Source organism: Microbacterium sp. PF5 (genome assembly GCF_004794315.1).
GTDB classification, from domain to species: domain Bacteria; phylum Actinomycetota; class Actinomycetes; order Actinomycetales; family Microbacteriaceae; genus Microbacterium; species Microbacterium sufflavum.
In genome coordinates, this window is the sequence record NZ_SSDQ01000071.1 from 34,885 (window position 1) to 54,651 (window position 19,767).

Annotated in this window: 23 protein-coding genes; 10 read left to right on the forward strand and 13 right to left on the reverse strand. The window is 71.5% G+C overall.

Annotation, left to right across the window (positions count from 1 at the left end):
• Positions 1 to 33: 33 nt before the first annotated feature.
• On the forward strand, positions 34 to 1,188 hold the full coding sequence (locus DW297_RS05460) for a MalY/PatB family protein (RefSeq protein ID WP_136030167.1): 1,155 nt from the start codon (positions 34 to 36) through the stop codon (positions 1,186 to 1,188).
• A complete protein-coding gene (locus DW297_RS05465; protein ID WP_136030169.1) occupies positions 1,185 to 2,555 on the forward strand; it encodes an MFS transporter in 1,371 nt (456 codons plus the stop codon). The genes DW297_RS05460 and DW297_RS05465 overlap by 4 nt, the downstream gene beginning before the upstream one ends.
• On the opposite strand, the gene DW297_RS05470 is transcribed toward DW297_RS05465, so the two are convergent.
• Positions 2,518 to 3,102: a TetR family transcriptional regulator gene (locus tag DW297_RS05470; protein WP_136030171.1), complete on the reverse strand. Its 585-nt coding sequence runs from the start codon at positions 3,100 to 3,102 to the stop codon at positions 2,518 to 2,520. The two genes, DW297_RS05465 and DW297_RS05470, sit on opposite strands and share 38 nt — an antisense overlap.
• Before the next feature lie 51 nt (positions 3,103 to 3,153).
• Here DW297_RS05470 and DW297_RS05475 point away from each other — a divergent pair, with 51 nt between their 5' ends.
• Both DW297_RS05475 and DW297_RS05480 read left to right on the forward strand, forming a co-directional pair.
• Positions 3,154 to 3,858 carry an energy-coupling factor ABC transporter ATP-binding protein gene (locus DW297_RS05475; RefSeq protein ID WP_205828235.1) on the forward strand — a complete coding sequence of 235 codons (705 nt, stop codon included), beginning with the start codon at positions 3,154 to 3,156 and terminating at the stop codon, positions 3,856 to 3,858.
• Entirely contained in the window at positions 3,855 to 4,448 is a 594-nt protein-coding gene (locus tag DW297_RS05480) for an energy-coupling factor transporter transmembrane component T family protein (protein WP_136030173.1), read from the forward strand. The genes DW297_RS05475 and DW297_RS05480 overlap by 4 nt, the downstream gene beginning before the upstream one ends.
• A 3-nt stretch (positions 4,449 to 4,451) precedes the next feature.
• On the opposite strand, the gene DW297_RS05485 is transcribed toward DW297_RS05480, so the two are convergent.
• The 4 genes from DW297_RS05485 to DW297_RS05500 form a co-directional block, all read right to left on the reverse strand.
• A complete protein-coding gene (locus tag DW297_RS05485; RefSeq protein WP_136030175.1) occupies positions 4,452 to 5,747 on the reverse strand; it encodes an acyltransferase family protein in 1,296 nt (431 codons plus the stop codon).
• 96 nt (positions 5,748 to 5,843) lie between these two features.
• Entirely contained in the window at positions 5,844 to 6,515 is a 672-nt protein-coding gene (locus tag DW297_RS05490) for a response regulator (protein WP_136030177.1), read from the reverse strand.
• Complete coding sequence (locus DW297_RS05495; RefSeq protein ID WP_136030178.1) at positions 6,512 to 7,801, reverse strand: sensor histidine kinase; 1,290 nt, start codon at positions 7,799 to 7,801, stop codon at positions 6,512 to 6,514. The genes DW297_RS05490 and DW297_RS05495 overlap by 4 nt, the downstream gene beginning before the upstream one ends.
• Positions 7,802 to 7,806: 5 nt before the next feature.
• The gene (locus tag DW297_RS05500; protein WP_136030180.1) at positions 7,807 to 8,424 is read right to left on the reverse strand and encodes a DedA family protein; all 618 of its coding nucleotides are present in this window, start codon (positions 8,422 to 8,424) and stop codon (positions 7,807 to 7,809) included.
• A gap of 163 nt (positions 8,425 to 8,587) precedes the next feature.
• Here DW297_RS05500 and DW297_RS05505 point away from each other — a divergent pair, with 163 nt between their 5' ends.
• Positions 8,588 to 10,186 carry an ABC-F family ATP-binding cassette domain-containing protein gene (locus DW297_RS05505; RefSeq protein ID WP_136030182.1) on the forward strand — a complete coding sequence of 533 codons (1,599 nt, stop codon included), beginning with the start codon at positions 8,588 to 8,590 and terminating at the stop codon, positions 10,184 to 10,186.
• 40 nt (positions 10,187 to 10,226) lie between these two features.
• Positions 10,227 to 10,817 carry a pyridoxine/pyridoxamine 5'-phosphate oxidase gene (locus tag DW297_RS05510; protein WP_205828236.1) on the forward strand — a complete coding sequence of 197 codons (591 nt, stop codon included), beginning with the start codon at positions 10,227 to 10,229 and terminating at the stop codon, positions 10,815 to 10,817.
• A gap of 18 nt (positions 10,818 to 10,835) precedes the next feature.
• On the opposite strand, the gene DW297_RS05515 is transcribed toward DW297_RS05510, so the two are convergent.
• The 3 genes from DW297_RS05515 to DW297_RS05525 are packed head-to-tail and all read right to left on the reverse strand — an operon-like array spanning position 10,836 to position 12,180.
• Positions 10,836 to 11,648: an SURF1 family cytochrome oxidase biogenesis protein gene (locus tag DW297_RS05515; protein WP_136030184.1), complete on the reverse strand. Its 813-nt coding sequence runs from the start codon at positions 11,646 to 11,648 to the stop codon at positions 10,836 to 10,838.
• Positions 11,645 to 11,839, reverse strand: coding sequence for a hypothetical protein (locus DW297_RS05520; protein WP_136030186.1), 195 nt, complete (start codon positions 11,837 to 11,839; stop codon positions 11,645 to 11,647). The genes DW297_RS05515 and DW297_RS05520 overlap by 4 nt, the downstream gene beginning before the upstream one ends.
• Positions 11,836 to 12,180 (reverse strand): DUF3099 domain-containing protein, encoded by a 345-nt coding sequence (locus tag DW297_RS05525; RefSeq protein ID WP_136030188.1) that lies wholly within the window; start codon positions 12,178 to 12,180, stop codon positions 11,836 to 11,838. The genes DW297_RS05520 and DW297_RS05525 overlap by 4 nt, the downstream gene beginning before the upstream one ends.
• Positions 12,181 to 12,307: 127 nt before the next feature.
• Between DW297_RS05525 and DW297_RS05530 the strand changes: the two genes are divergently transcribed.
• Positions 12,308 to 13,018, forward strand: coding sequence for a beta-ketoacyl-ACP reductase (locus tag DW297_RS05530; RefSeq protein WP_136030190.1), 711 nt, complete (start codon positions 12,308 to 12,310; stop codon positions 13,016 to 13,018).
• 42 nt (positions 13,019 to 13,060) lie between these two features.
• On the opposite strand, the gene DW297_RS05535 is transcribed toward DW297_RS05530, so the two are convergent.
• Genes DW297_RS05535 through DW297_RS05545 form a run of 3 tightly spaced genes read right to left on the reverse strand, consistent with a single transcriptional unit; the run spans position 13,061 to position 15,723 of the window.
• Positions 13,061 to 13,756 (reverse strand): alpha/beta fold hydrolase, encoded by a 696-nt coding sequence (locus DW297_RS05535; protein WP_136030192.1) that lies wholly within the window; start codon positions 13,754 to 13,756, stop codon positions 13,061 to 13,063.
• Between the two features lie 41 nt (positions 13,757 to 13,797).
• Entirely contained in the window at positions 13,798 to 14,433 is a 636-nt protein-coding gene (gene serB / locus DW297_RS05540; protein ID WP_136030194.1) for a phosphoserine phosphatase SerB, read from the reverse strand.
• Positions 14,434 to 14,481: 48 nt separating this feature from the next.
• A complete protein-coding gene (locus DW297_RS05545; protein ID WP_136030197.1) occupies positions 14,482 to 15,723 on the reverse strand; it encodes a glucose-1-phosphate adenylyltransferase in 1,242 nt (413 codons plus the stop codon).
• 69 nt (positions 15,724 to 15,792) lie between these two features.
• Here DW297_RS05545 and glgA point away from each other — a divergent pair, with 69 nt between their 5' ends.
• The 3 genes from glgA to DW297_RS05560 all read left to right on the forward strand — a co-directional run bounded on the left by glgA (position 15,793) and on the right by DW297_RS05560 (position 18,130).
• Complete coding sequence (gene glgA / locus DW297_RS05550) at positions 15,793 to 16,977, forward strand: glycogen synthase (RefSeq protein WP_136030199.1); 1,185 nt, start codon at positions 15,793 to 15,795, stop codon at positions 16,975 to 16,977.
• Positions 16,978 to 16,994: 17 nt separating this feature from the next.
• Positions 16,995 to 17,780: an ABC transporter ATP-binding protein gene (locus DW297_RS05555; RefSeq protein ID WP_136030201.1), complete on the forward strand. Its 786-nt coding sequence runs from the start codon at positions 16,995 to 16,997 to the stop codon at positions 17,778 to 17,780.
• Positions 17,781 to 17,872: 92 nt separating this feature from the next.
• Positions 17,873 to 18,130, forward strand: a complete 258-nt coding sequence (locus tag DW297_RS05560; RefSeq protein ID WP_047520045.1) for a type B 50S ribosomal protein L31 — start codon at positions 17,873 to 17,875, stop codon at positions 18,128 to 18,130.
• 62 nt (positions 18,131 to 18,192) lie between these two features.
• On the opposite strand, the gene DW297_RS05565 is transcribed toward DW297_RS05560, so the two are convergent.
• Positions 18,193 to 18,477, reverse strand: coding sequence for a hypothetical protein (locus DW297_RS05565; RefSeq protein WP_136030203.1), 285 nt, complete (start codon positions 18,475 to 18,477; stop codon positions 18,193 to 18,195).
• A 38-nt stretch (positions 18,478 to 18,515) separates the two neighbouring features.
• Positions 18,516 to 19,766 carry an alpha/beta fold hydrolase gene (locus DW297_RS05570; protein ID WP_136030205.1) on the reverse strand — a complete coding sequence of 417 codons (1,251 nt, stop codon included), beginning with the start codon at positions 19,764 to 19,766 and terminating at the stop codon, positions 18,516 to 18,518.
• Position 19,767: the final 1 nt, after the last annotated feature.

The window sequence follows — 19,767 nt, forward strand, 5'->3', positions numbered from 1 at the left end:
CGGTGAGGCGGGGACGAGAACTCGGGAGATCGAATGTTGCATGTTCAGGCCCTGTCCCTGGCGGAGCTCCGTGAGCGCAGCAGCGAGAAGTGGCGCGAGTACCCCGCCGATGTGCTTCCGCTCTTCGTCGCCGAGACCGACTTCCCCCTCGCCCCCGCGATCACCGCGGCCCTGCACCGTGCGGTCGAGCGTGGCGACACCGGGTACATCGCCTCGAAGACGCCGCTGGCCGAGGCGTTCGCGGGCTTCGCGCGCCGCCGTTACGACTGGGCGGTGGATCCCGCACGCACTCGCAGCACGGCCGACGTGAGCATGGGCATCGTGGAGATCCTGCGCCGCGTGACGCAGCCGGGGGAGCGGGTCGTCGTCACCCCGCCCGTGTACCCGCCGTTCTACGACCTCGTGGAGGAGGCCGGTGCGGAGGTGCTGCGGGTGCCGCTGCGCGACACGGGCACGGGGTGGGAGCTCGACCTCGACGGGATCCGCGGGGCGTTCGACGACGGTGCGACCGCGATCCTGCTGTGCAACCCGCACAACCCGACCGGCACGGTGCACGACCGAGACGCCCTCGCCGCGCTGGCGGAGATCGCTGCCGAGTACGGCGCCGCCGTCGTGTCCGACGAGATCCACGCGCCGCTCGCCCAGCCGGGGACCGGGTTCACGCCCTTCCTCGCGGCGAGCGAGACGGCCGCACGCGTCGGCTATGCGGTCGTGAGCGCCAGCAAGGCGTTCAACCTCGCCGGCCTGAAGTGTGCGCTGATGGTCACGGCCGACGACGACACCAGCGCCGTGGTGCGAGGGCTCCCCGTGGAGGTCGAGTGGCGCACCGGTCAGTTCGGTCTGCTCGCCTCGGTCGCAGCGTTCGCGGAGGAGAGCGATGCGTGGCTGGACGGGCTGCTCGACACGCTCGACCAGAACCGCGTGCTCCTGGAGGACCTGCTGGCGCGGCATCTTCCCGGTGCCCGCTACCGGATCCCGGACGCGGGCTACCTGGCCTGGATCGACCTGTCGGCTCTGGGCTGGGGCGACAACCCGGCCAGGCGGATCCTGCGGGATGCGAAGGTCGCCCTGCACTTCGGCCCGGCGTTCGGCACCGAGGGAGCGGGCCACGTGCGACTGAACTTCGGGACGAGCCCGGAGATCCTGACGGAGGCCGTCGAGCGGATCGCCGCGCTCGTGGAGCGATGACCGCGCCGCAGCCCGTCGCATCGATCTGGGATCGCGGCCGAATCTGGGTGACGGTGGGCGCGGTCGCGCTCATCTTCCTCGCCGCGATCGAGGCGCTCGCGGTCACCACGGTCATGCCGATCGTGAGTGCGGCGCTCGACGGTGAGGCGCTGTTCGCCGTCGCGTTCGCCGGCACCCTTGCGACGAGCGTGATCGGGATGGTCGCGACCGGTGCCTGGTCCGACGCGCGCGGGCCGCGCGGCGCGCTGTACGTGGCGGTGGCGCTGTTCATCGTCGGCCTGCTGATCTCGGGCTTCGCGACGTCGATGCCGCAGTTCCTGATCGGTCGGCTCGTGCAGGGGCTCGGCACCGGCGGTCAGACGGTCGCGCTGTACGTCGTGGTCGCGCGGCTCTACCCGCCGGAGCTGCACGGGCGCGTGTTCGCGGCGTTCGCGGCCGCCTGGGTCGTCCCGTCGATGGTGGGGCCGTTCCTCGCGGGAGCGGTCGCGGAGTACCTGCACTGGCGCTGGGCGTTCCTGGGCGTCGCGGTGCTCACCGCGATCGCCTTCCTGATGATCGCGGTCCGGCTGCGTGGTGTCGACCTGGGCGGCGGCGAACCCCAGGACCGGCGTGCGCTGCGCCTCCGCTTGCTGCTGGCCGTCGTGGTGGCGGCGCTGGCGGTGGTGATCGGCGTCTCGGCCGAGCTCGACGACGGGGTGCGCTGGCCGGTCGCCGTGGCCGCGATCCTCGGGATCGGCGTCGCGGTGCTGCCGCTGCTCCCCGCCCGTACCCTTCGCGCGGGAGCCGGGTTGCCCAGCGTCGTGCTGATGCGCGGCGTGGCGGCCGGCGCGTTCTTCGCGGCGGAGGCCTACATCCCCTACCTGCTCATCCGGAAGTACGACTTCACCGCCACGTGGGCGGGGGTGGCGCTCATGCTCGCCGCGTTCGCGTGGGCTGGAGCCTCGGCGCTGCAGGGGCGCTACGGCGAGCGGCTGGGCAACCGCCGCATCACGCTGCTGAGCCTCGGAGCCCTCCTGGTGGCGATGCTGGCGGTGCTCGCGGCGGCCGTGTTCCCGGTGTCGCCCGTCGTGGTGATCCTCGGGTGGGCGTTCGCGGGTGGCGGCATGGGGCTGCTGTATCCGCGCCTGACGGTGCTCACGCTGGCCTACTCGGACGAGTCGAACCAGGGGTTCAACTCCTCGGCGCTGTCGATCTCCGACGCGACGGGGTCCGCGGTCGCGATCGCGGTCGCGGGGCTCGCCGTGGCCACCCTCGGCGGCGGTCCTGGTGCCTTCGGCGTGGTGTTCGCGTTCGGTCTCGGTCTCGTGCTGCTGGCGCTCGTGCCGGGTCTCAGGCTCGGGCACGCCGCGGAGCCCGCAGTGCGCTGACCTCGCCCGCGAGCGCCCGCACGCCCAGGTCGAACGCGCGGTCGAGACCCGCCGTGACGTCGATCTCGTCCGAGGGTGGCAGGGCGCCGTGGCTGTCGGCGTGCATGCGCTGCTGCACGAGCGTCGCGTGGCCGAGGACGAAGTGAAGGATCGCGGTCGCGCGGGTTTCGGGATCGTCGGCGCCGTCGCTCCGCAGCGCGGCGATGAGCGCGTCGAGCGCGTGCGCCGAGCCGAGCTGGAGCGCGTAGGTGCTCAGCACGAGCTCGGCGCCGTCGCGGTGGGCGAACAGAGCATCCCGCAGGCCGCGGGCGGTGGCGAGGACGCCGGTGGTTCCGCGGGGGAGGCTCGCGGTGATGCGATCGGCGAGATCGGCGAGCAGCTCCTGCTTGCTCGCGAAGTGCCAGTAGAGAGCACTGGGCTGCACGTCGAGCCGCGCGGCGATGCGCCGCATCGAGAGGTCGGCCAGACCGACCTCGTCGAGCAGGGCGAGAGCGCTGCGGGCGACGCTGTCGCGGTCGTGTCGGGCCGGATTGGGCTCGGGGGTCATGACCCCACTATAGTGAACGGCGTTCAGGTGAACGGTGTTCAGGAGGTGGGAGTGCGCGAGCAGCGTCGGGCCGAGGAAGCCGCCGCATCGATCGTGCTGGAGCACGTGCGGGTGGAGGTCGACGGCCGGGCGATCCTCGATGACGTGAGCCTCGACCTCACGGCACGACGCATCGCCGTGATCGGAGCGAACGGCTCGGGAAAGTCGACGTTCGCGCGTGTGCTGGACGGCCTGGTCGTGCCGACGGCGGGCACTGCGGTCGTGCACGGGCTCGACGTGGTGCGCGACACGCGGGAGCTCCGACGCCGCGTCGGCTTCGTGTTCACGGATCCCGACGCGCAGATCCTCATGCCGACGCCCGCGGAAGATCTCGCCCTGTCGCTGCGGGGCCTCCCGCGCGCGGAGGTCGACCGACGCGTGCGCGAGACCCTCGCGGTGCATGGGCTCGAGGCGCACGCGGACGTGCCGGCGTCGTCGCTGTCCGGCGGGCAGAAGCAGCTGCTCGCGCTGGCGGCCGTGCTCGTGACCGAGCCGCGGCTGCTCGTGGCCGACGAGCCGACCACGCTTCTCGACCGGCGCAACGCCCGGCGCATCGCGGAGCTGCTGATGGCGCAGGAGGCGCAGGTCGTGGTGGCCACGCACGACCTCGACCTGGCCGCGCGCTGCGACCTGGCCGTGCTGTTCGAGGGCGGGCGAGCCGTGGCCGTGGGTCACCCGGATGCGGTGATCGACGAGTACTGCCGGGTGTCCGCGTGATCTCGCTCTACCGCCCCGGCACGAGCGTGCTGCATCGCCTGCCGGCGGGGGTGAAGCTCGCGGGGCTCGTGCTCTGCGCGCTCGGTCTGACCCTGCTTCCGCCGCAGCCCGTCGTCGTGAGCGTGGCCCTCGCCGCCACGGTCGTGCTCTATCCGCTCGGAGGGCAGAGTCCGCGCACGCTGCTCGTCGAACTGTGGCGGTTGCGATGGATCCTCCTCGTGCTGGGGGTGATGCTGGCGGTGTTCGTCTCGCCGATCGCCGCGTGGGTCGGTGCCGGTCGGGTCGCGGCGCTGCTGCTCGTCGCCGCACTGGTGACGATGACCACCCGGATGTCCGACCTGCTCGATGTGCTGCAGACGGTGCTGCGGCCGCTGCGTCGCTGGGGTGTCGATCCGGAGGTCGTCGCGCTGACGCTGTCGCTCACGCTCACGATGGTGCCGGTGGTCGCGGCGTTCGTCCACCGGCTCCGTGAGGCCGAGCGCGCTCGAGGGGTGCGCCTGGGGCCGCGCGCGGCGGTGCCGCTCCTCGTGCTCACCCTCCGGCACGCCGACCGGGTGGGCGACGCCCTCGCCGCGCGCGGCGTGGCCTGAGCCTCACCCGACCGCGAGCGCTGGCACCGGTTCGGCCGCCCTGGCGAGGCGCAGCGCGGCCATCAGCAGGGCCACGGCCACGACCGCGGTCGTGACGGACGTGCCCACGACCAGCAGCAGCACCACGCCGCCGAGCCCGAGCAGCCCGGCCGAGACCAGCCGCCCGGACGATCGGGTGCCCGTCGGCGCCGGCTGTCGTTCGAAGCGGTCGACGGCGACGGCCACCCCTGCGGTCAGGGCCAGCGCCGACAGCAGCCACAGCGGGCGTGTCAGCCACCACTCCGGGCCGTCGAGCGCCGGGAGAGCGGCACCGGTGCCGAGGGCGACGACTGCGGTCACGCCGGCCATCGCCAGCAGCACGGGCATGTGCCACAGGTAGATCGTCATCGTGCGGCGGGTGACGAATCGCGTGAACGCGGCCGCCGCGGCGGTGCTGCTCGCCCGGGCGATCCGCTCGCGGTGCAGGGACAGCAGGCCCGTGTGGACCACGCCGACCAGCAGGAGCGCGGCGGTGGGCGGGTTGATGTTGGCGATGAGGTCGGGGGAGTACACGCCGGCGACGAAGAGCACGGTGAGGAGCACTCCGGCGCCCGCGGTGACGGCGACCCGGGTGCGGCGGGCGAGGGCGTCGATGCGCCCGTCGGCGAGGAAGAATCCGAGCTGCTGCAGCGTGAGCCAGACGAAGGCGAGGTTGAGGAACCCCAGTCCTGCCACGCCGGTCACGCCGCGTAGCGCATCCACCGCGACTGAGGCGGCCGCGAGCGCTCCGATCGTGCGCAGCGGAGCACGCTCGTGGAGGGCCGCCAGGGCGGGCAGCAGCAGCTGGCACAGCAGGAAGACCCCGAGGAACCACAGGGGCTGCCCGTAGCGGAAGCCTGCGACCGCGATCAGCTCGGCCGGCACGCCGAGGAGCGTCAGGACGGCCAGTGCCACGCCGACCGCGGCGACCGTGATGACTGCGGGACGCAGCAGCCGGTGTACCCGTGCGGTCAGGAAGTCGAGGGTGCTCGCGCCCCTCGCCCGCAGCCGACGGGAGGCGAGCAGCCCGGAGAACCCTCCGATCACGAAGAACAGCGGCATGACCTGCAGCACCCAGCTGAGCGGTGCGATCCATCCCGTGCCGTCGCTCGCGTTCTCGAACACCGGGGCGCCGTCGGCCACCGTGACGCCCACCATGATGGCGTGCAGCACCACCACGCCGAGCACGCAGAGCGCGCGGATGAAGTCGATGCCGGTGTCGCGTCGTGCGGACGGCGCGGGCGGGGGAGCGGCGGCGGGCAGCGCCTGGACGATGGCCATGAGTCCTCCTCGGAACGGTGTCCTCGGAGGCTAGGGACGGGGTGTCCGCGGCGGCATCACCCTGCGGTGTCGATCAGACCCCTACCGTGGGGGGAGTCAGGACGAGGGCTCGACCAGCCCGGTGTCGTAAGCGAGGATCACCGCGTGGACGCGGTCGCGCAGGCCGAGCTTGGACAGCACCTTGCCCACGTGCGTCTTCACGGTCTGCTCCGCGATGAAGAGGTCCGTGGCGATCTCGGAGTTCGACCGGCCGCGACCGATCAGCACCAGCACCTCGCGCTCGCGATCGGTCAGCTCCGCCAGCACGGTCGCGGAGCGGGGGGCGCGCGGGCGGCGTCCGGCGAACTGCTCGATCATGCGGCGGGTGACGCTCGGAGCCAGCAGGGCGTCGCCGCCCGCGACCACCCGCACCGCGTGCACGAGCTCCTCGGGCAGGGCGTCCTTGAGCAGGAAGCCGCTCGCGCCCGCCTCCAGCGCGTCGTAGACGTAGTCGTCGATGTCGAACGTCGTGAGCATCAGGATGCGCGGCACGTGAGCGGCGGGATACGACGTGCCGAGGATGCGGCGCGTGGCCTCGATGCCGTCGAGCTCCGGCATCCGCACGTCCATCAGGATCACGTCCGGATCGAGCCGGGCGGACAGCGCCACGGCCTCGGCGCCGTTCGCGGCCTGTCCGGCCACGCGGATCCCGTCGTGGGCGTCGAGAAGGGCGGCGAAACCCGCACGGACCATCGCCTGGTCGTCGGCGATGAGCACGCTGATCGTCACGGGGTCTCCTCGTCTGCTGCGGCCGGTGGGGCTGCCGTCATGCCGTGGTCGGCGGTGGTCGGGGTCGAGCCGTTGGCCAGGGGGAGGGTCGCCTCGACGCGCCACCCGCCGTCGTCCGTGGGGCCGGCGGAGAGGCTGCCGCCGAGGATCTCCGCGCGCTCGCGCATTCCCCGCAGCCCGTAGCCGCCGGGGTGGGCTTCCGGCGGTCGCGGCGGCGCGGCGTTCTGCACGACGAGCCGCAGCGCCGCCGAGTCCGCGTGCACGCGCACCGTGACACGGGCCCCCGGCGCGTGACGGACGGCGTTGCTCAGCGCCTCCTGCACGATGCGGAACGCGGCGATCTGCACGGTGGGCTCCGCGGCGGACGCGGCATCCGTGCCCTCCATCACGAGCCCCACCTCGACGCCGGCGCGGCGGATGCTGTCGACGAGCGCGGGGACGTCGTCCAGGCCCTGCTGCGGGGCGAGTTCGGCGTGCTGGTCCTCCGTGCGCAGCACCCCCAGCATGCGCCGCATCTCGGTGAGCGAGGTGCGGGCGGTCGCGGCGATGTCCTCGAACTCGGCCGTCGCGGTGTCGTCGAGACCGGGGATCCGGTATCGCGCGGTGGACGCCTGCACCTGGATGACCGACATGCTGTGCGCCACCACGTCGTGCAGCTCGCGCGCGATCCGTGTGCGCTCCTCGACGAGGGCGCGGCGCGACTCCTCCAGCGCGCTGTGCTCCCGCTCGCGCGTGAGCTCCTGGGCCACGCGGACACGTCCGGCGACGAGCACCGCGATGAGGTACATGGCCGCGGCGAGCGACGACGTCACGATGAGGTCGGCGGTCGCACTCCCGGCGGACGCGTCGCTGGCGACCATGTCCGCTCGCAGCAGCGGAGCGGTGAGCGACGTGAGGGCCCCGAGCACGAGGGCGACGGCTCCGAGGCGGGGGCCGTGCACGAAGGTCACGACCCCCACGAACAGGACGAAGGTGAGCAGTGCCGGCACCGACCAGGGCCACGGCGACTGGATGGCCTGCGCGGGGACCACGAGGAGCGGCAGGGTGAAGGTCGCGGCGGTGAACAGCGCGATGGCCGTGCGCGGTCGGGCGAGGGCGACGAGCGGCGCTCCGCACAGCGCCGCGCCGACGAGGAACGTCAGCGGCAGGGGGGTGCCGGAGAGTACGGTCTGCAGGGGCACGAGCAGCGCGTAGAGCACGACGACCGCCGCATACAGCGCCGCGAGGGCGGTGGTGCGGCGGTTCATCCGCGGCGCGCGCGGGGGTCGGGCTCGGCGGCGTGCCATGACTCTCATCCTGCCAGGTGGGCCACGGGCGCACGGCGACGACGGGCGGCGGCGATCCGGTCGACCACGACACCGATCACCAGGGCCACGCCGATGCCGAGCAGAGCGCTGAGCAGGGGCTGGTCCTTGATCCATGCACCGGCGAGCAGCCCGATCGCGAGGCTGAAGATGCTCCAGCTCGCGCCCGCGATGAGGCTCAGAGGCAGGAACCGGCGCCAGGGGAAGCCCAGCGCACCCGCGGACATGTTCACCGCAACGCGACCGACGGGGATGTACCGCGCGCCGAGGATGAGCGTGGCGCTGCGTCGATCGAGAGCGCGCTGGGCGTATGCGAAGGCCGTGACCACCCTCGGCCGCCGCATCCAGGCGAACCGTGAGGTGCCCAGTCGGCGTCCGATCAGGAAGGCGAGGTTGTCGCCGATGGTGGCGCCGACCGCCGCGACGAGCCCCAGGAGAAGCAGGTTTCCGTCGCCGGTGGAGGCGGCGACGGCGGCCGCGGCGACGAGCACGGTCTCGCTCGGCACGGGCGGGAAGAACCCGTCGATCACCGTGACGGCGAACAGCACCAGGTACAGCCAGGGGGAGGCGATCGCCTGCATGATGAGCTCGTTGAGGATGTCCACTCCTGCACGGTAGGCGGGCGGTCGCGCAGCGGGCATCCCTCTGCGGTATTCCGGCTCTCACTCTCGGGAGGGATCTTGCCGGGCGGTGAGGCTCTCCGGGCGGCATATACTGGGAGGCTGGCCGATCGGCCGCTCACCCACCCCGAAGGAACGGACGTCCGCTGTGCTTGCCGTGCACGACCTCGAGATCCGCGTTGGCGCGCGCCTGCTGATGGAGAACGTGTCGTTCCGCGTGGGCGACGGAGACAAGATCGGACTGGTCGGGCGCAACGGCGCCGGCAAGACCACGCTCACCAAGGTGCTCGCGGGGGATGTGCTGCCCTCCGGAGGCTCGGTCACCCGATCGGGTGAGCTCGGCTACCTGCCGCAGGACCCGCGTTCCGGGAACCCCGAAGACCTCGCGCGCACGCGCATCCTCGACGCGCGCGGCCTCGGTCAGCTGAACCTCGGCATGACGGAGGCATCGCTCGCGATGGGCTCGGACGACCCGGCGGTCGCGGCGAAGGCCATGAAGCGCTACGCCACGCTCACGGAGCGGTTCGAGGCGCAGGGCGGGTACGCCGCGGAGGCGGAGGCCGCGTCGATCGCGCACAACCTCTCGCTGCCGGACCGCATCCTCGACCAGCCGCTCTCGACGCTGTCGGGCGGTCAGCGTCGGCGCATCGAGCTGGCGCGCATCCTTTTCTCCGACGCCGACACGATGATCCTCGACGAGCCGACCAACCACCTCGACGCCGACAGCGTCGTGTGGCTTCGTGAGTTCCTGAAGAACTACAAGGGTGGCCTGATCGTCATCAGCCACGACGTCGAGCTCGTGGGGGAGACCGTGAACCGCGTGTTCTATCTCGACGCGAACCGCCAGGTCATCGACATCTACAACATGAACTGGAAGAACTACCTGCGCCAGCGCGCCGCCGACGAGGAGCGCCGGAAGAAGGAGCGCGCGAATGCGGAGAAGAAGGCGACGACGCTGCAGCAGCAGGCCGCGCGCTTCGGCGCCAAGGCGTCGAAGGCCGCGGCCGCGCACCAGATGATCGCGCGCGCCGAGAAGCTGCTCGCCGGACTCGACGAGGTGCGGCAGGAGGACCGGGTCGCGAAGCTGCGGTTCCCGAAGCCCGCCCCCTGCGGCAAGACCCCGCTCATGGCGTCCGGGTTGTCGAAGTCCTACGGCTCGCTGGAGATCTTCACCGATGTCGACCTCGCGATCGACCGCGGCTCGAAGGTGGTCGTCCTCGGACTCAACGGCGCAGGGAAGACGACGCTGCTGCGGATGCTCGCCGGGGTCGACCAGCCCGACACGGGCCAGCTCGAGCCGGGGCACGGCCTCAAGGTGGGCTACTACGCGCAGGAGCACGAGAACCTCGACGTCTCCCGCTCGGTGCTGGAGAACATGGTCTCCGCCGCTCCGCACATCACCGAGACGGAGGCGCGCAAGGTGCTCGGCTCGTTCCTGTTCACCGGCGACGACGTCCTGAAGCCCGCCGGGGTGCTGTCCGGTGGGGAGAAGACCCGCCTCTCGCTCGCCACGCTCGTGGTCTCGTCGGCCAACCTGCTGCTGCTCGACGAGCCGACCAACAACCTCGACCCGGCGTCGCGCGAGGAGATCCTCGGGGCGCTCGCGCACTACGAGGGCGCCGTGGTGCTCGTGTCGCACGACCCCGGAGCGGTGCAGTCGCTCAACCCGGAGCGGGTGCTCATCCTCCCGGACGGCGTCGAGGACATCTGGAACCAGGAGTACCAGGAGCTCATCGAGCTCGCCTGACCCGGCGCGGCCCGAGCGACGGCGTGACATCATCGGGAGCATGAGCACGCCCGCGCCGAACCATCCGTCCGACATGCGCGCATGGCTGCGGAGCCGGCCGGCGCTCACCGGTCGCGGGCGACCGGTCGACGTCGCCGCGCTCCCGGCGGAGCCCCTGCCGCTGTTCCTCTCGTGGATCCGGCTCGCTGCCGATCAGGGGGTGCCGGAGCCGCACGCCGCCACCCTGGCGACGGTCGATCGCGACGGCATGCCGGATGCGCGCACGCTCCTCCTCAAGGATGCGGACGCCCGCGGATGGGCGTTCGCGGGGCCTCGTTCGTCGGGCAAGGGCATCCAGCTCGCCGTGCACGCCGTGGCGGCACTGAACTTCTGGTGGCAGCCGCTCGCCCGGGCGGTGCGGCTCCGCGGGCCGGTGCGGGAGGCGACGCCCGCGGAGAGCGCGGCCGACCTGGCCGCACGGTCTCCGGCCGCGCGGGACGGGGTCGCCGCCGGGGACTGGGTGCTGTGGCGCCTGCAGCCCTCGCGGGTGGAGTTCTGGCAGGGGGCGACCGATCGACGGCACACTCGGATCGTGTACGAGGTGGCACCGGGCGGCTGGGGACGGCACGTGAGCGGTACGACCGACACCTGAGCGGCGCGGCACTCGGGCTCAGCGGGCGTCGAGCAGCTCGTCCTCGACGTCGGCGTCGCGGTCGCGCCGGCGCGGCGCCTTCACGGGTGCCGGCTTCCCCTCGAGCTCCTCGCGGTGCTTCACGATCTCGGTGCGGATGATGTAGCCGATGAAGATGAACCCCATGATCGCGAACAGGATCCACTGGATCGCGTACGACAGGTGCGGACCGGGATCGTCGGTGGGCGACTCGAAGCCGCCGAGGGTTCCCGAGCCCGCCGGGTCCTCCGACACCAGTCGCCCGTAAGCGCCGGTGAGGGCGCCACCGTCGATGGTCTCGGAGATCGACGGCAGATGGATCGTGGGCACCTGGCCCTCCGGCGCGCCGCGACCGGAGGCGGGAAGCGGCTCGCCGGGTCGAAGGCGCACGGTGACCGTGACCTCGCCGGACGGTGGGGCGGGGATGGCGTCCGGCACGTCACCCTCGCCCGGCGGAACCCACCCCCGGTCGACGATCAGCACGCGACCGTCGACATCGCGGAAGGGCACCAGCACCTCGAAGGCGCTCGTGCCCCCGTGCGGGCGGTTGCGCACGAGCAGCTGTTCGTCGGCGAGGTACTCGCCCTGCAGGGTGACCGGCCGCCACTCGTCGTCGGGATCGAGCACGTCGTCGTCGCCCAGCACCTCGGTGAGGGGCACCGCGGGGGCGTCGTAGTTCTGCTCGACCAGCGCGATCTGCTCGGCCCGCGATTCGTTGCGCTCGAACTGCCAGTGCGACAGGAAGGCGCAGGCGATCGCGAGCCCGATCGCGATCAGGGTGTAGACGCCCCAGCGGGTCAGGCGGTTGTTCACGAGGGCACACCGTCTCTCACGGTCACGGGGAAGTCACGGGCGGCCAGATAGTCGCGGAGGAAGTCCACGTGCTCGGGGCACGCCAGCCAGATCTTCTCGCGGTCGGGGGCGTGGATGCGGGGATTGCGCCACACGACCTGGCTGGTCGCCGCGCTCCGGCATCCGGCGCGCGAGCAGATCAGATCGGTCATTGCTCCGCGCGGCCTTCGCGGATCGTGAAGACGCCGGGGTTCGCCTCCTGCACAGGCGGAGGACCGGGAGCCGCATCGAGCTCCTGCAACGGCGACTCGGCGGAGGTCTCCGTGCTGTCGCTTCCCGCATTGGCGAACACCACGGCGATGTAGGGCAGCACAGCTGCGGCCAGGGCGAACACCCACGTGTACCACCCGAACGGCTGCACGAAGAACATCAGGCCGAAGCACACGATGCGGATCGTCATCGTGAGCGCGTAGCGGCGCACGCGGTGGTCGCTCTCGTCCCCAGGAGACTGGGGGAGAGAGGTGACGGCCGGGACTCGACGTGCGTTCTTCACGATGCTTCCAGCCTACGCCGGTGCGGGCTCGGCGGCGCCCCGATTCCGCCCGGGGCACGCTCGCTGCAGTCGCTAGGATCGTTCACGGCTCGGAAACCCGACCCCCGACCAGAGCAGGAGTGCCCCCATGAGTGCTGACCGCGTCGTCCTCGTCACCGGAGGCAACCGCGGCATCGGCCGCGCCATCGCCGAGCGCTTCGTGCGAGAGGGGTACCGCGTGGCCGTCACCGCCCGCAGCGGCGAGGGTCCGGAGGGCACGCTCACGGTGCGCGCCGATGTCACCGATGCCGCGTCCCTCGATGCCGCGTTCACCGAGGTCGAGCAGCAGCTCGGCCCGGTCGAGGTCGTGGTGGCCAACGCCGGGATCACGAAGGACACCCTCCTGCTGCGCATGAGCGAGGACGACTTCGACAGCGTGGTCGCCACCAACCTCGGCGGCACCTTCCGCGTCGTCAAGCGTGCTTCGAAGGGCATGCTGCGCGCACGGTTCGGACGCATCATCCTCATCTCCAGCGTCGTCGGGCTCTACGGCTCCGCCGGTCAGGTCAACTACGCGGCGTCGAAGAGCGCCCTGGTCGGCTTCGCCCGGTCGATCACGCGTGAGCTCGGGGCCCGCGGCATCACCGCCAACGTCGTCGCGCCCGGGTTCATCGAGACCGACATGACCGCGGAGCTCCCGGAGGAGACGCAGAAGCAGTACCAGGCCAGCATTCCCGCCGGAAGGTTCGCGACGGCGGATGAGGTCGCGGGTGTGGTCACCTGGCTCGCGAGCGATGATGCCGCCTACATCTCGGGTGCCGTCATTCCCGTCGACGGCGGCCTCGGGATGGGCCACTGACGCGCTGAGAGGCCCGGGCTCCGACCCGTCCGCACGTCGGACTCACCGGGCGACGGCGGCGACCAGCAGCTCACCCAGGCGCTGCGGAACCGAGAACTGCGGCCAGTGGCCGGACCCGATGCGCACGACCTCGGCGTCGGCGATGGCGTGGAACTCCTCCGCGTATGCACCCCACTGTGCGATCGTCGCCTCGAACGCCTCCTCGTCGAGCCCGCCCATGAGCAGCGTCACCGGCACGGAGTGGCGCGCGGGGTTCTCGAGCTGGATCTCGTCCGCGGGCACGCGTCCCGGCACGCTCTGCGTCAGCCCGACCGTGCGGGCCCGTGTCGCGTCGTCGAGGTCGTGCACATCCTCGTCGGGGAAGAAGTCCCACCCGGGGAACGGGACGGCACCGTCGACGACCTCGAACGCATTGATGCCCGAACCGGGCGGCGGCGGCACCGTGTCGACGAAGATCACGCGCCGCACGCGCTCGGGCCTCGCGTCGGCGACTCCCCAGGCCACATTGCCGCCTCCGCTGTGACCGACGACGACCACGTCGCCCTCGACCTCATCGACGGCGGCCACGCCCGCGGCCACCCACTCCGCCATGCCGATGTCGGAGGCGGCCGGACCGGAAGCCCCGAGACCGGGAAGGGTGAGCGGATGGGTGCGGTGTCCTGCCTGCTCCAGCGCCGGTATCACGTCGTCCCAGCTGCGCGCGTCGAGCCAGAGTCCGGGGATGAGGATGATGTCCATGCGGCGACGCTAGCGCTGGCCGCCGACATCCACCACCGCCCTCACGGCAGGAGAGGGATGACCTCCGCGAGATCCTGCGTGGCGACGACGAGGCTCGCGGCCTCCCGGACGGCCGGCTTCGCGTTGAACGCGAGTCCGAGTCCGGCGACGGCCATCATGGGCAGATCGTTCGCCCCGTCACCGATGGCGATGGTGGCTCGCCGCGGGACCCGGAGCTCATCCGCCCAGGTCTGCAGCCAGGACGCCTTGGCCTGCCCGTCGACGATGTCGCCGTCGACGCGACCCGCCAGCGCGCCGTCCGCGACCTCGAGGCGGTTGGCACGCCACCGGTCGACGCCGAGCTCGGGAGCGATGTGGTCGAGGATCTCGTGGAACCCGCCGGACACGACGCCCACCACGCCACCGCGCGCGTGCACGGCGGCGGTGAGCTCGCGGACGCCCGGGGTCGGCTCGATGCGGGCGCGGACGCGCTCGAACGCCGACACCGGCACCCCCTCCAGTGCGGCGACGCGCGAGCGGAGGCTGGATGCGAAGTCGATCTCGCCCCGCATCGCGGCCTCGGTGGCGGCCTGCACCTCCGCGCGGCGACCGGCCTCGTCGGCGAGGAGCTCGATCACCTCGTTGCGGATGAGCGTGGAATCGGCATCAAGGACGACGAGGAAGCGCGCGGAGGTCACCCTCCGAGCCTAGCGATGCGGGCGCACGGGCCCGGACGGCGTGACGGCTCAGCGCTCGATGAAGACGCCCTTGCCGACCACGGTGATGCCCGACTCCGTTACCGTGAAGCCGCGCGCGAGGTCTCGCTCACGGTCCACACCGACCGTCGCGCCGTCCGCGAGGACGACGTTCTTGTCGAGGATCGCCCGGTGCACGCGAGCGCCCTGCCCGACGTGCACATGATCGAACACGACGGAGTCGGTGATGGTCGAACCGCCACCGGCCAGGGTCCACGGTCCCACCACGCTCCGCTCGAGGTGCGTGCCGGACAAGACGGAGCCGAGGGACACGATCGAGTCGATCGCGTTGCCGATGCGGCCGACGGAATCGCGCACGAACTTCGCAGGCGGCGAGTTCACCGCCTGTGAGTGGATCGGCCACTCCATGTTGTAGAGGTTGAACACGGGCAGTGTCGAGATCAGATCACGGTGCGCGTCGAAGAACGAGTCGATCGTCCCCACATCCCGCCAGTAGGAGCGGTCGCGCGGCGACGAGCCGGGGACGTCGTTCTGCTTCATGTCGTAGTAGCCGGCCTCGCCGCGGTCGACGAAGTACGGCACGATGTCGCCACCCATGTCGTGGCTCGACGTCGGGGACTCGCCGTCCGCCTCGACGGCGGCGATCAGGGCGTCCGCATCGAAGATGTAGTTGCCCATCGAGGCCAGCACCTCGTGGGGGGAGTCCGCGAGACCGGTGGCGTCGGTCGGCTTCTCGAGGAACTGCCGGATGCGTCCGGACTCCGGGTCCGCGTCGATCACGCCGAACTGCGAGGCGAGGGCGAGCGGCTGCCGGATGCCGGCCACGGTGGCCTTGGCGCCCGACTCGATGTGCGCCTCGAGCATCTGGCGGAAGTCCATGCGGTAGACGTGGTCGGCGCCGATCACCACGACGATGTCCGGCTTCTCGTCGTTGATCAGGTTCATGCTCTGCAGGATCGCGTCGGCCGAGCCGGAGAACCAGCGCTTGCCCAGTCGCTGCTGCGCGGGGACGGAGGCGACGTACGAGTCGAGCAGTGCCGACATCCGCCAGGTCTGCGAGATGTGCCGGTCCAGGCTATGGGACTTGTACTGGGTGAGCACCACGATCTGACGCAGGCCCGAGTTGATCAGGTTGGAGATGGCGAAATCGATCAGGCGGTACTGGCCGCCGAACGGCACGGCAGGCTTCGCACGATCCCCTGTCAGCGGCATGAGTCGCTTGCCCTCGCCGCCGGCGAGGATGATCCCGAAGACCTTCTTTGGAGCGGACATGGCTCCACCATAGATGCCGCCGCGCGGGGGAAACTAGCGTCTGGACAAGCCGGTCGCTAGCGTCTAGGCATGCGAGTCGAGATGATCAGCAAGGAGTACCCGCCGGAGATCTACGGCGGCGCCGGAGTGCACGTGGCTGAGCTGGTCGCCGCCCTGCGCGAGAGCATCGATGTGACGGTCCGCGCCTTCGGTGCGCCGCGCGAGGAGGAGGGCACGTTCGCGTACCGCACGCCGACCGGACTGGCCGGCGCGAACCCGGCGCTGCAGACGCTGGGCACCGACCTCGAGATCGTCGCCGCGATCGGCGGGGCCGACCTCGTGCACAGCCACACCTGGTACGCGAACTTCGCCGGTCACCTCGCGTCGCAGCTGCACGGCATCCCGCACGTGCTGACCGCGCACAGCCTGGAGCCGCTGCGACCGTGGAAGGCGGAGCAGCTCGGCGGCGGCTACGCGGTGTCGAGCGGGATCGAGAAGCTGGCGTACGAGAACGCGGCCGCCGTCGTCGCGGTGAGCGCGGGGATGCGCGCCGACATCCTGCGCAGCTATCCCGGGGTGGACCCCGCGCGTGTCCGGGTGATCCACAACGGCATCGATGTGGAGCGCTGGCGGCCGGTCGAGGACGCCGCGTTCCTGGAGTCGATCGGCATGGACCGCGCTCGCCCGTCCGTGGTGTTCGTCGGGCGGATCACCCGGCAGAAGGGACTGCCGTACCTGCTCCAGGCGGCCCGGCTCCTGCCGCCGGAGGTGCAGCTGGTGCTGTGCGCCGGCGCCCCGGACACCCCGGAGATCATGGCCGAGGTGCAGGAGGGGGTGCGGCTTTTGCAGCAGACTCGCGAGGGCGTCATCTGGATCGAGCGCATGCTCCCCCGCGACGAGCTGTCGGCCATCCTCGCCGCAGCGACCACGTTCGTGTGCCCCTCGGTGTACGAGCCGCTGGGCATCGTGAACCTGGAGGCGATGGCGTGTGGCGCCGCGGTTGTCGGCACGGCCACGGGTGGGATCCCGGAGGTGGTCGACGACGGCGTGACCGGCCGCCTGGTGCCGATCGAGCAGGTGCAGGACGGCACGGGCACCCCGATCGACCCGGAGCGCTTCGTCGCCGACCTGGCCGCCGTGCTGACCGAGGTCGCGACGGATCCGGAGCGCGCCCGCGCATACGGTGAAGCCGGACGGGAGCGGGCGCGGACCCAGTTCAGCTGGACCGCGATCGCGGAAGCGACCCGCGCGCTCTACGCGGAGCTGATCCGTTGAGCCGATAGGCTGGCCGCATGCCGATCGCTCTGGATTTCGCTGACGTCGTCGTGCGCCGAGAGGGGCGCAACATCATCGATCACGTGACCTGGCAGGTCGCCGACGATCAGCGATGGGTGATCCTCGGGCCGAACGGCGCGGGCAAGACCACGCTGCTGCAGCTGGCCGACACGCTCATGCACCCGACGGCCGGCACGGTCACCGTGCTGGGGGAGACGCTCGGTCGCACCGACGTGTTCGAGATCCGCCCCCGGATCGGGTTCGCCTCCTCCGCGATGGCCAAGCGGGTTCCGCGTGACGAGACCGTGCTCAACACGGTGCTCACGGCCGCGTACTCGGTGCTCGGCCGGTGGAACGAGAGCTATGAGGACATCGATGAGCGCCGCGCCCTCCGCGTGTTGCGCGATTGGCGTCTGGATCACCTCGCCGACCGCACGTTCGGCACGCTCAGCGACGGCGAGCAGAAGCGTGTCCAGATCGCGCGCGCCGTCATGACCGACCCGGAGCTGCTGCTGCTCGACGAGCCGACGGCCTCGCTCGACCTCGGCTCGCGTGAGGAGCTGCTCGGCCTGCTCGGCGGGTACGCCTCGGCGCCGTCGACGCCCGCGATGCTGATGGTGACGCACCACGTGGAGGAGATCCCGGTCGGTTTCACGCACGTGCTGCTGCTGCGTGACGGCGTCGTCGTCGCGGCGGGGCCGATCGAGGAGTCGCTCACGAGCGAGTCGCTGACGGCCGCGTTCGGGATGCCGATCACGCTGTCTCAGGAGGGTGGCCGCTACGCCGCCCGCGCCGCGTCCTGACGCGGCATCTGATAGAATCGACCCTTGGTGCTCTCTGCACCGCAGACTTCCCTCGTCCCTGGCACAATCCAGGGCAGCAACTAAGGAATCCCATGAAGACTGACATTCACCCCGACTACCAGGCCGTCGTGTTCCGCGACCTCGGCTCGGGCGAGACCTTCCTCACCCGTTCCACCGTCACCAGCGACAAGACCATCGAGCTGGACGGCGTGGAGTACCCGGTGATCGACGTCGAGATCTCCTCGGCTTCGCACCCCTTCTACACGGGCAAGCAGCGCATCATGGACTCGGCCGGTCGCGTCGAGAAGTTCAACCAGCGCTTCAAGGGCTTCGGCGGCTCCTCCAAGTAAGGGCCCCCGACGAAGGCCCCGCGTTCCTCGGAACGCGGGGCCTTCGTCATTCCCGGCGCCCGTCACAGGTCGATGATGATCCTGGTGCCGCGGATGCGGTCGGGCGGGTCGCCCGGGGAGGGGGCGGGGGCGGTGCGCCGTGTCTGCCGATCGCGCTCCTGGCCGGCTTCGTGAGCCGAGGGGGACCACACGCTGTCGAATGCGCCGACGAGCCCGCCGCCGGTCGCGTGCTCGTACTTCTCCTCGACAGGCTTGCGCGAGAACGTGTGTCGCACCCCGGCGATCAGCAGCGCGGGACCCGTGACCAGGACCAGCGCGACCGTCGCCCACGCCATGACGTCTCGCATGCCCCCAGGATAGGCGGCTGCAGCGTCGCCGTGGGGCGTCAGCGCAGGCGTCGACCCGCGGCGAGGTCGATCAGGCGGGAGAGCACCTGGCCCGTCCGCAAGCCGTTGTGCTCGTGTTCGCTGGTCACCCACAGGGATACCCCGGTGAGCAGTCGCGCGGTCTCGAGTGAGAACTCGAGCGGCACGTACACGTCATCCACGTACACGGCGGCGGCTCCCGTCGCACCCGAGGCGGTGATCGCCGCGGGGTCGTAGATCTGCGGCCAGGCATGCTCGGCCAGGGCCAGAGTGACCTCGCGCCACGGCCGCAGCGCCGGAACCGTGTCGGTCCACTCGCGGCGGATGTGCTCGCCCGTGAACAGCGTGGGATCGTCCTGGAAGTCGGCGGGTTCGACGCGCTCGGCCGACCACCGGGTCGCATGGCCGCTCGCATAGCTCGACTCATGGAACACGTAGTACAGCGGATTGCGGCCGCCGAAGGGCATGGCGTGCATCAGGTCGTACCGGAAGGCGTTCGACGAGGGGTCGCGCTCCAGGAGCGACCACACCGTCTGCCATCCGTCGTCGGTGCCGAGCGCGGAGCCGACCGAGCGCAGGCGCGAGCGCGAGACGACCTCGCCGTCCGGCAGGACGATGCGGCCCTCGTCGGCGAGGTCGATCAGTCGGCGCATGGTGTCGCGGTGCTCGGGGAACCGGCGGTAGTAGCGCTCGGAGGCCATGCGCATCTTGTCGTAGCACAGCGCGTAGACCTCGTCGGGGTGCCGCTCGACGGTGCTGAGGCCGCCGGTGATGAACACGTCGCGCAGCGACCCGGCATCGGTCGACAGGTAGGCGAGCGTGGTGAACCCGCCGAACGACTGACCCAGCACGCTCCAGGTGGTGGCACCGAGGTGCTCGCGCATCGCCTCGGCGTCGCGCACGATCGCATCGGCGCGCAGGTGGGTCAGGTGCTCGGCCACCGCGTCGGCTCCCTGAGCGAGGTCGTCGTCGCCGACGGGGGTGGAACGACCGGTGCCCCGCTGGTCGAGCAGCACGACCCGGTAGTGCGCGAGCGCCTGGTCGAGCCACGCCGGGGCGGTGGAGGAGTGGAACGGCCGCGGCGCCTCGTGCCCCGGGCCGCCCTGCAGGAAGACCAGGTACGGCAGCTGCTCTCCGCCCTCGCGCGCGACCACCGCGGCGAACACGTCGATGGTGCGCGGGTCGGCGGGGTCGTCCCACACGAGCGGCACGGTCAGGGTGTGCTCGTCGACGGTCAGGTCGAGCAGGCGGCGGCGGACGGTGGTCGTCATG

Bases quoted from the DNA above. Each gene is read 5' to 3' on its own strand.
- DW297_RS05460 (WP_136030167.1), top strand. From the start codon at position 34: ATGTTGCATGTTCAGGCCCTGTCCCTGGCGGAGCTCCGTGAGCGCAGC.
- DW297_RS05465 (WP_136030169.1), top strand. From the start codon at position 1,185: ATGACCGCGCCGCAGCCCGTCGCATCGATCTGGGATCGCGGCCGAATC.
- DW297_RS05470 (WP_136030171.1), bottom strand. From the start codon at position 3,102: ATGACCCCCGAGCCCAATCCGGCCCGACACGACCGCGACAGCGTCGCC.
- DW297_RS05485 (WP_136030175.1), bottom strand. From the start codon at position 5,747: ATGGCCATCGTCCAGGCGCTGCCCGCCGCCGCTCCCCCGCCCGCGCCG.
- DW297_RS05495 (WP_136030178.1), bottom strand. From the start codon at position 7,801: ATGGCACGCCGCCGAGCCCGACCCCCGCGCGCGCCGCGGATGAACCGC.
- DW297_RS05510 (WP_205828236.1), top strand. From the start codon at position 10,227: ATGAGCACGCCCGCGCCGAACCATCCGTCCGACATGCGCGCATGGCTG.
- DW297_RS05520 (WP_136030186.1), bottom strand. From the start codon at position 11,839: ATGACCGATCTGATCTGCTCGCGCGCCGGATGCCGGAGCGCGGCGACC.
- DW297_RS05530 (WP_136030190.1), top strand. From the start codon at position 12,308: ATGAGTGCTGACCGCGTCGTCCTCGTCACCGGAGGCAACCGCGGCATC.
- DW297_RS05535 (WP_136030192.1), bottom strand. From the start codon at position 13,756: ATGGACATCATCCTCATCCCCGGACTCTGGCTCGACGCGCGCAGCTGG.
- DW297_RS05545 (WP_136030197.1), bottom strand. From the start codon at position 15,723: ATGTCCGCTCCAAAGAAGGTCTTCGGGATCATCCTCGCCGGCGGCGAG.
- glgA (WP_136030199.1), top strand. From the start codon at position 15,793: ATGCGAGTCGAGATGATCAGCAAGGAGTACCCGCCGGAGATCTACGGC.
- DW297_RS05555 (WP_136030201.1), top strand. From the start codon at position 16,995: ATGCCGATCGCTCTGGATTTCGCTGACGTCGTCGTGCGCCGAGAGGGG.
- DW297_RS05560 (WP_047520045.1), top strand. From the start codon at position 17,873: ATGAAGACTGACATTCACCCCGACTACCAGGCCGTCGTGTTCCGCGAC.
- DW297_RS05565 (WP_136030203.1), bottom strand. From the start codon at position 18,477: ATGCGAGACGTCATGGCGTGGGCGACGGTCGCGCTGGTCCTGGTCACG.
- DW297_RS05570 (WP_136030205.1), bottom strand. From the start codon at position 19,766: ATGACGACCACCGTCCGCCGCCGCCTGCTCGACCTGACCGTCGACGAG.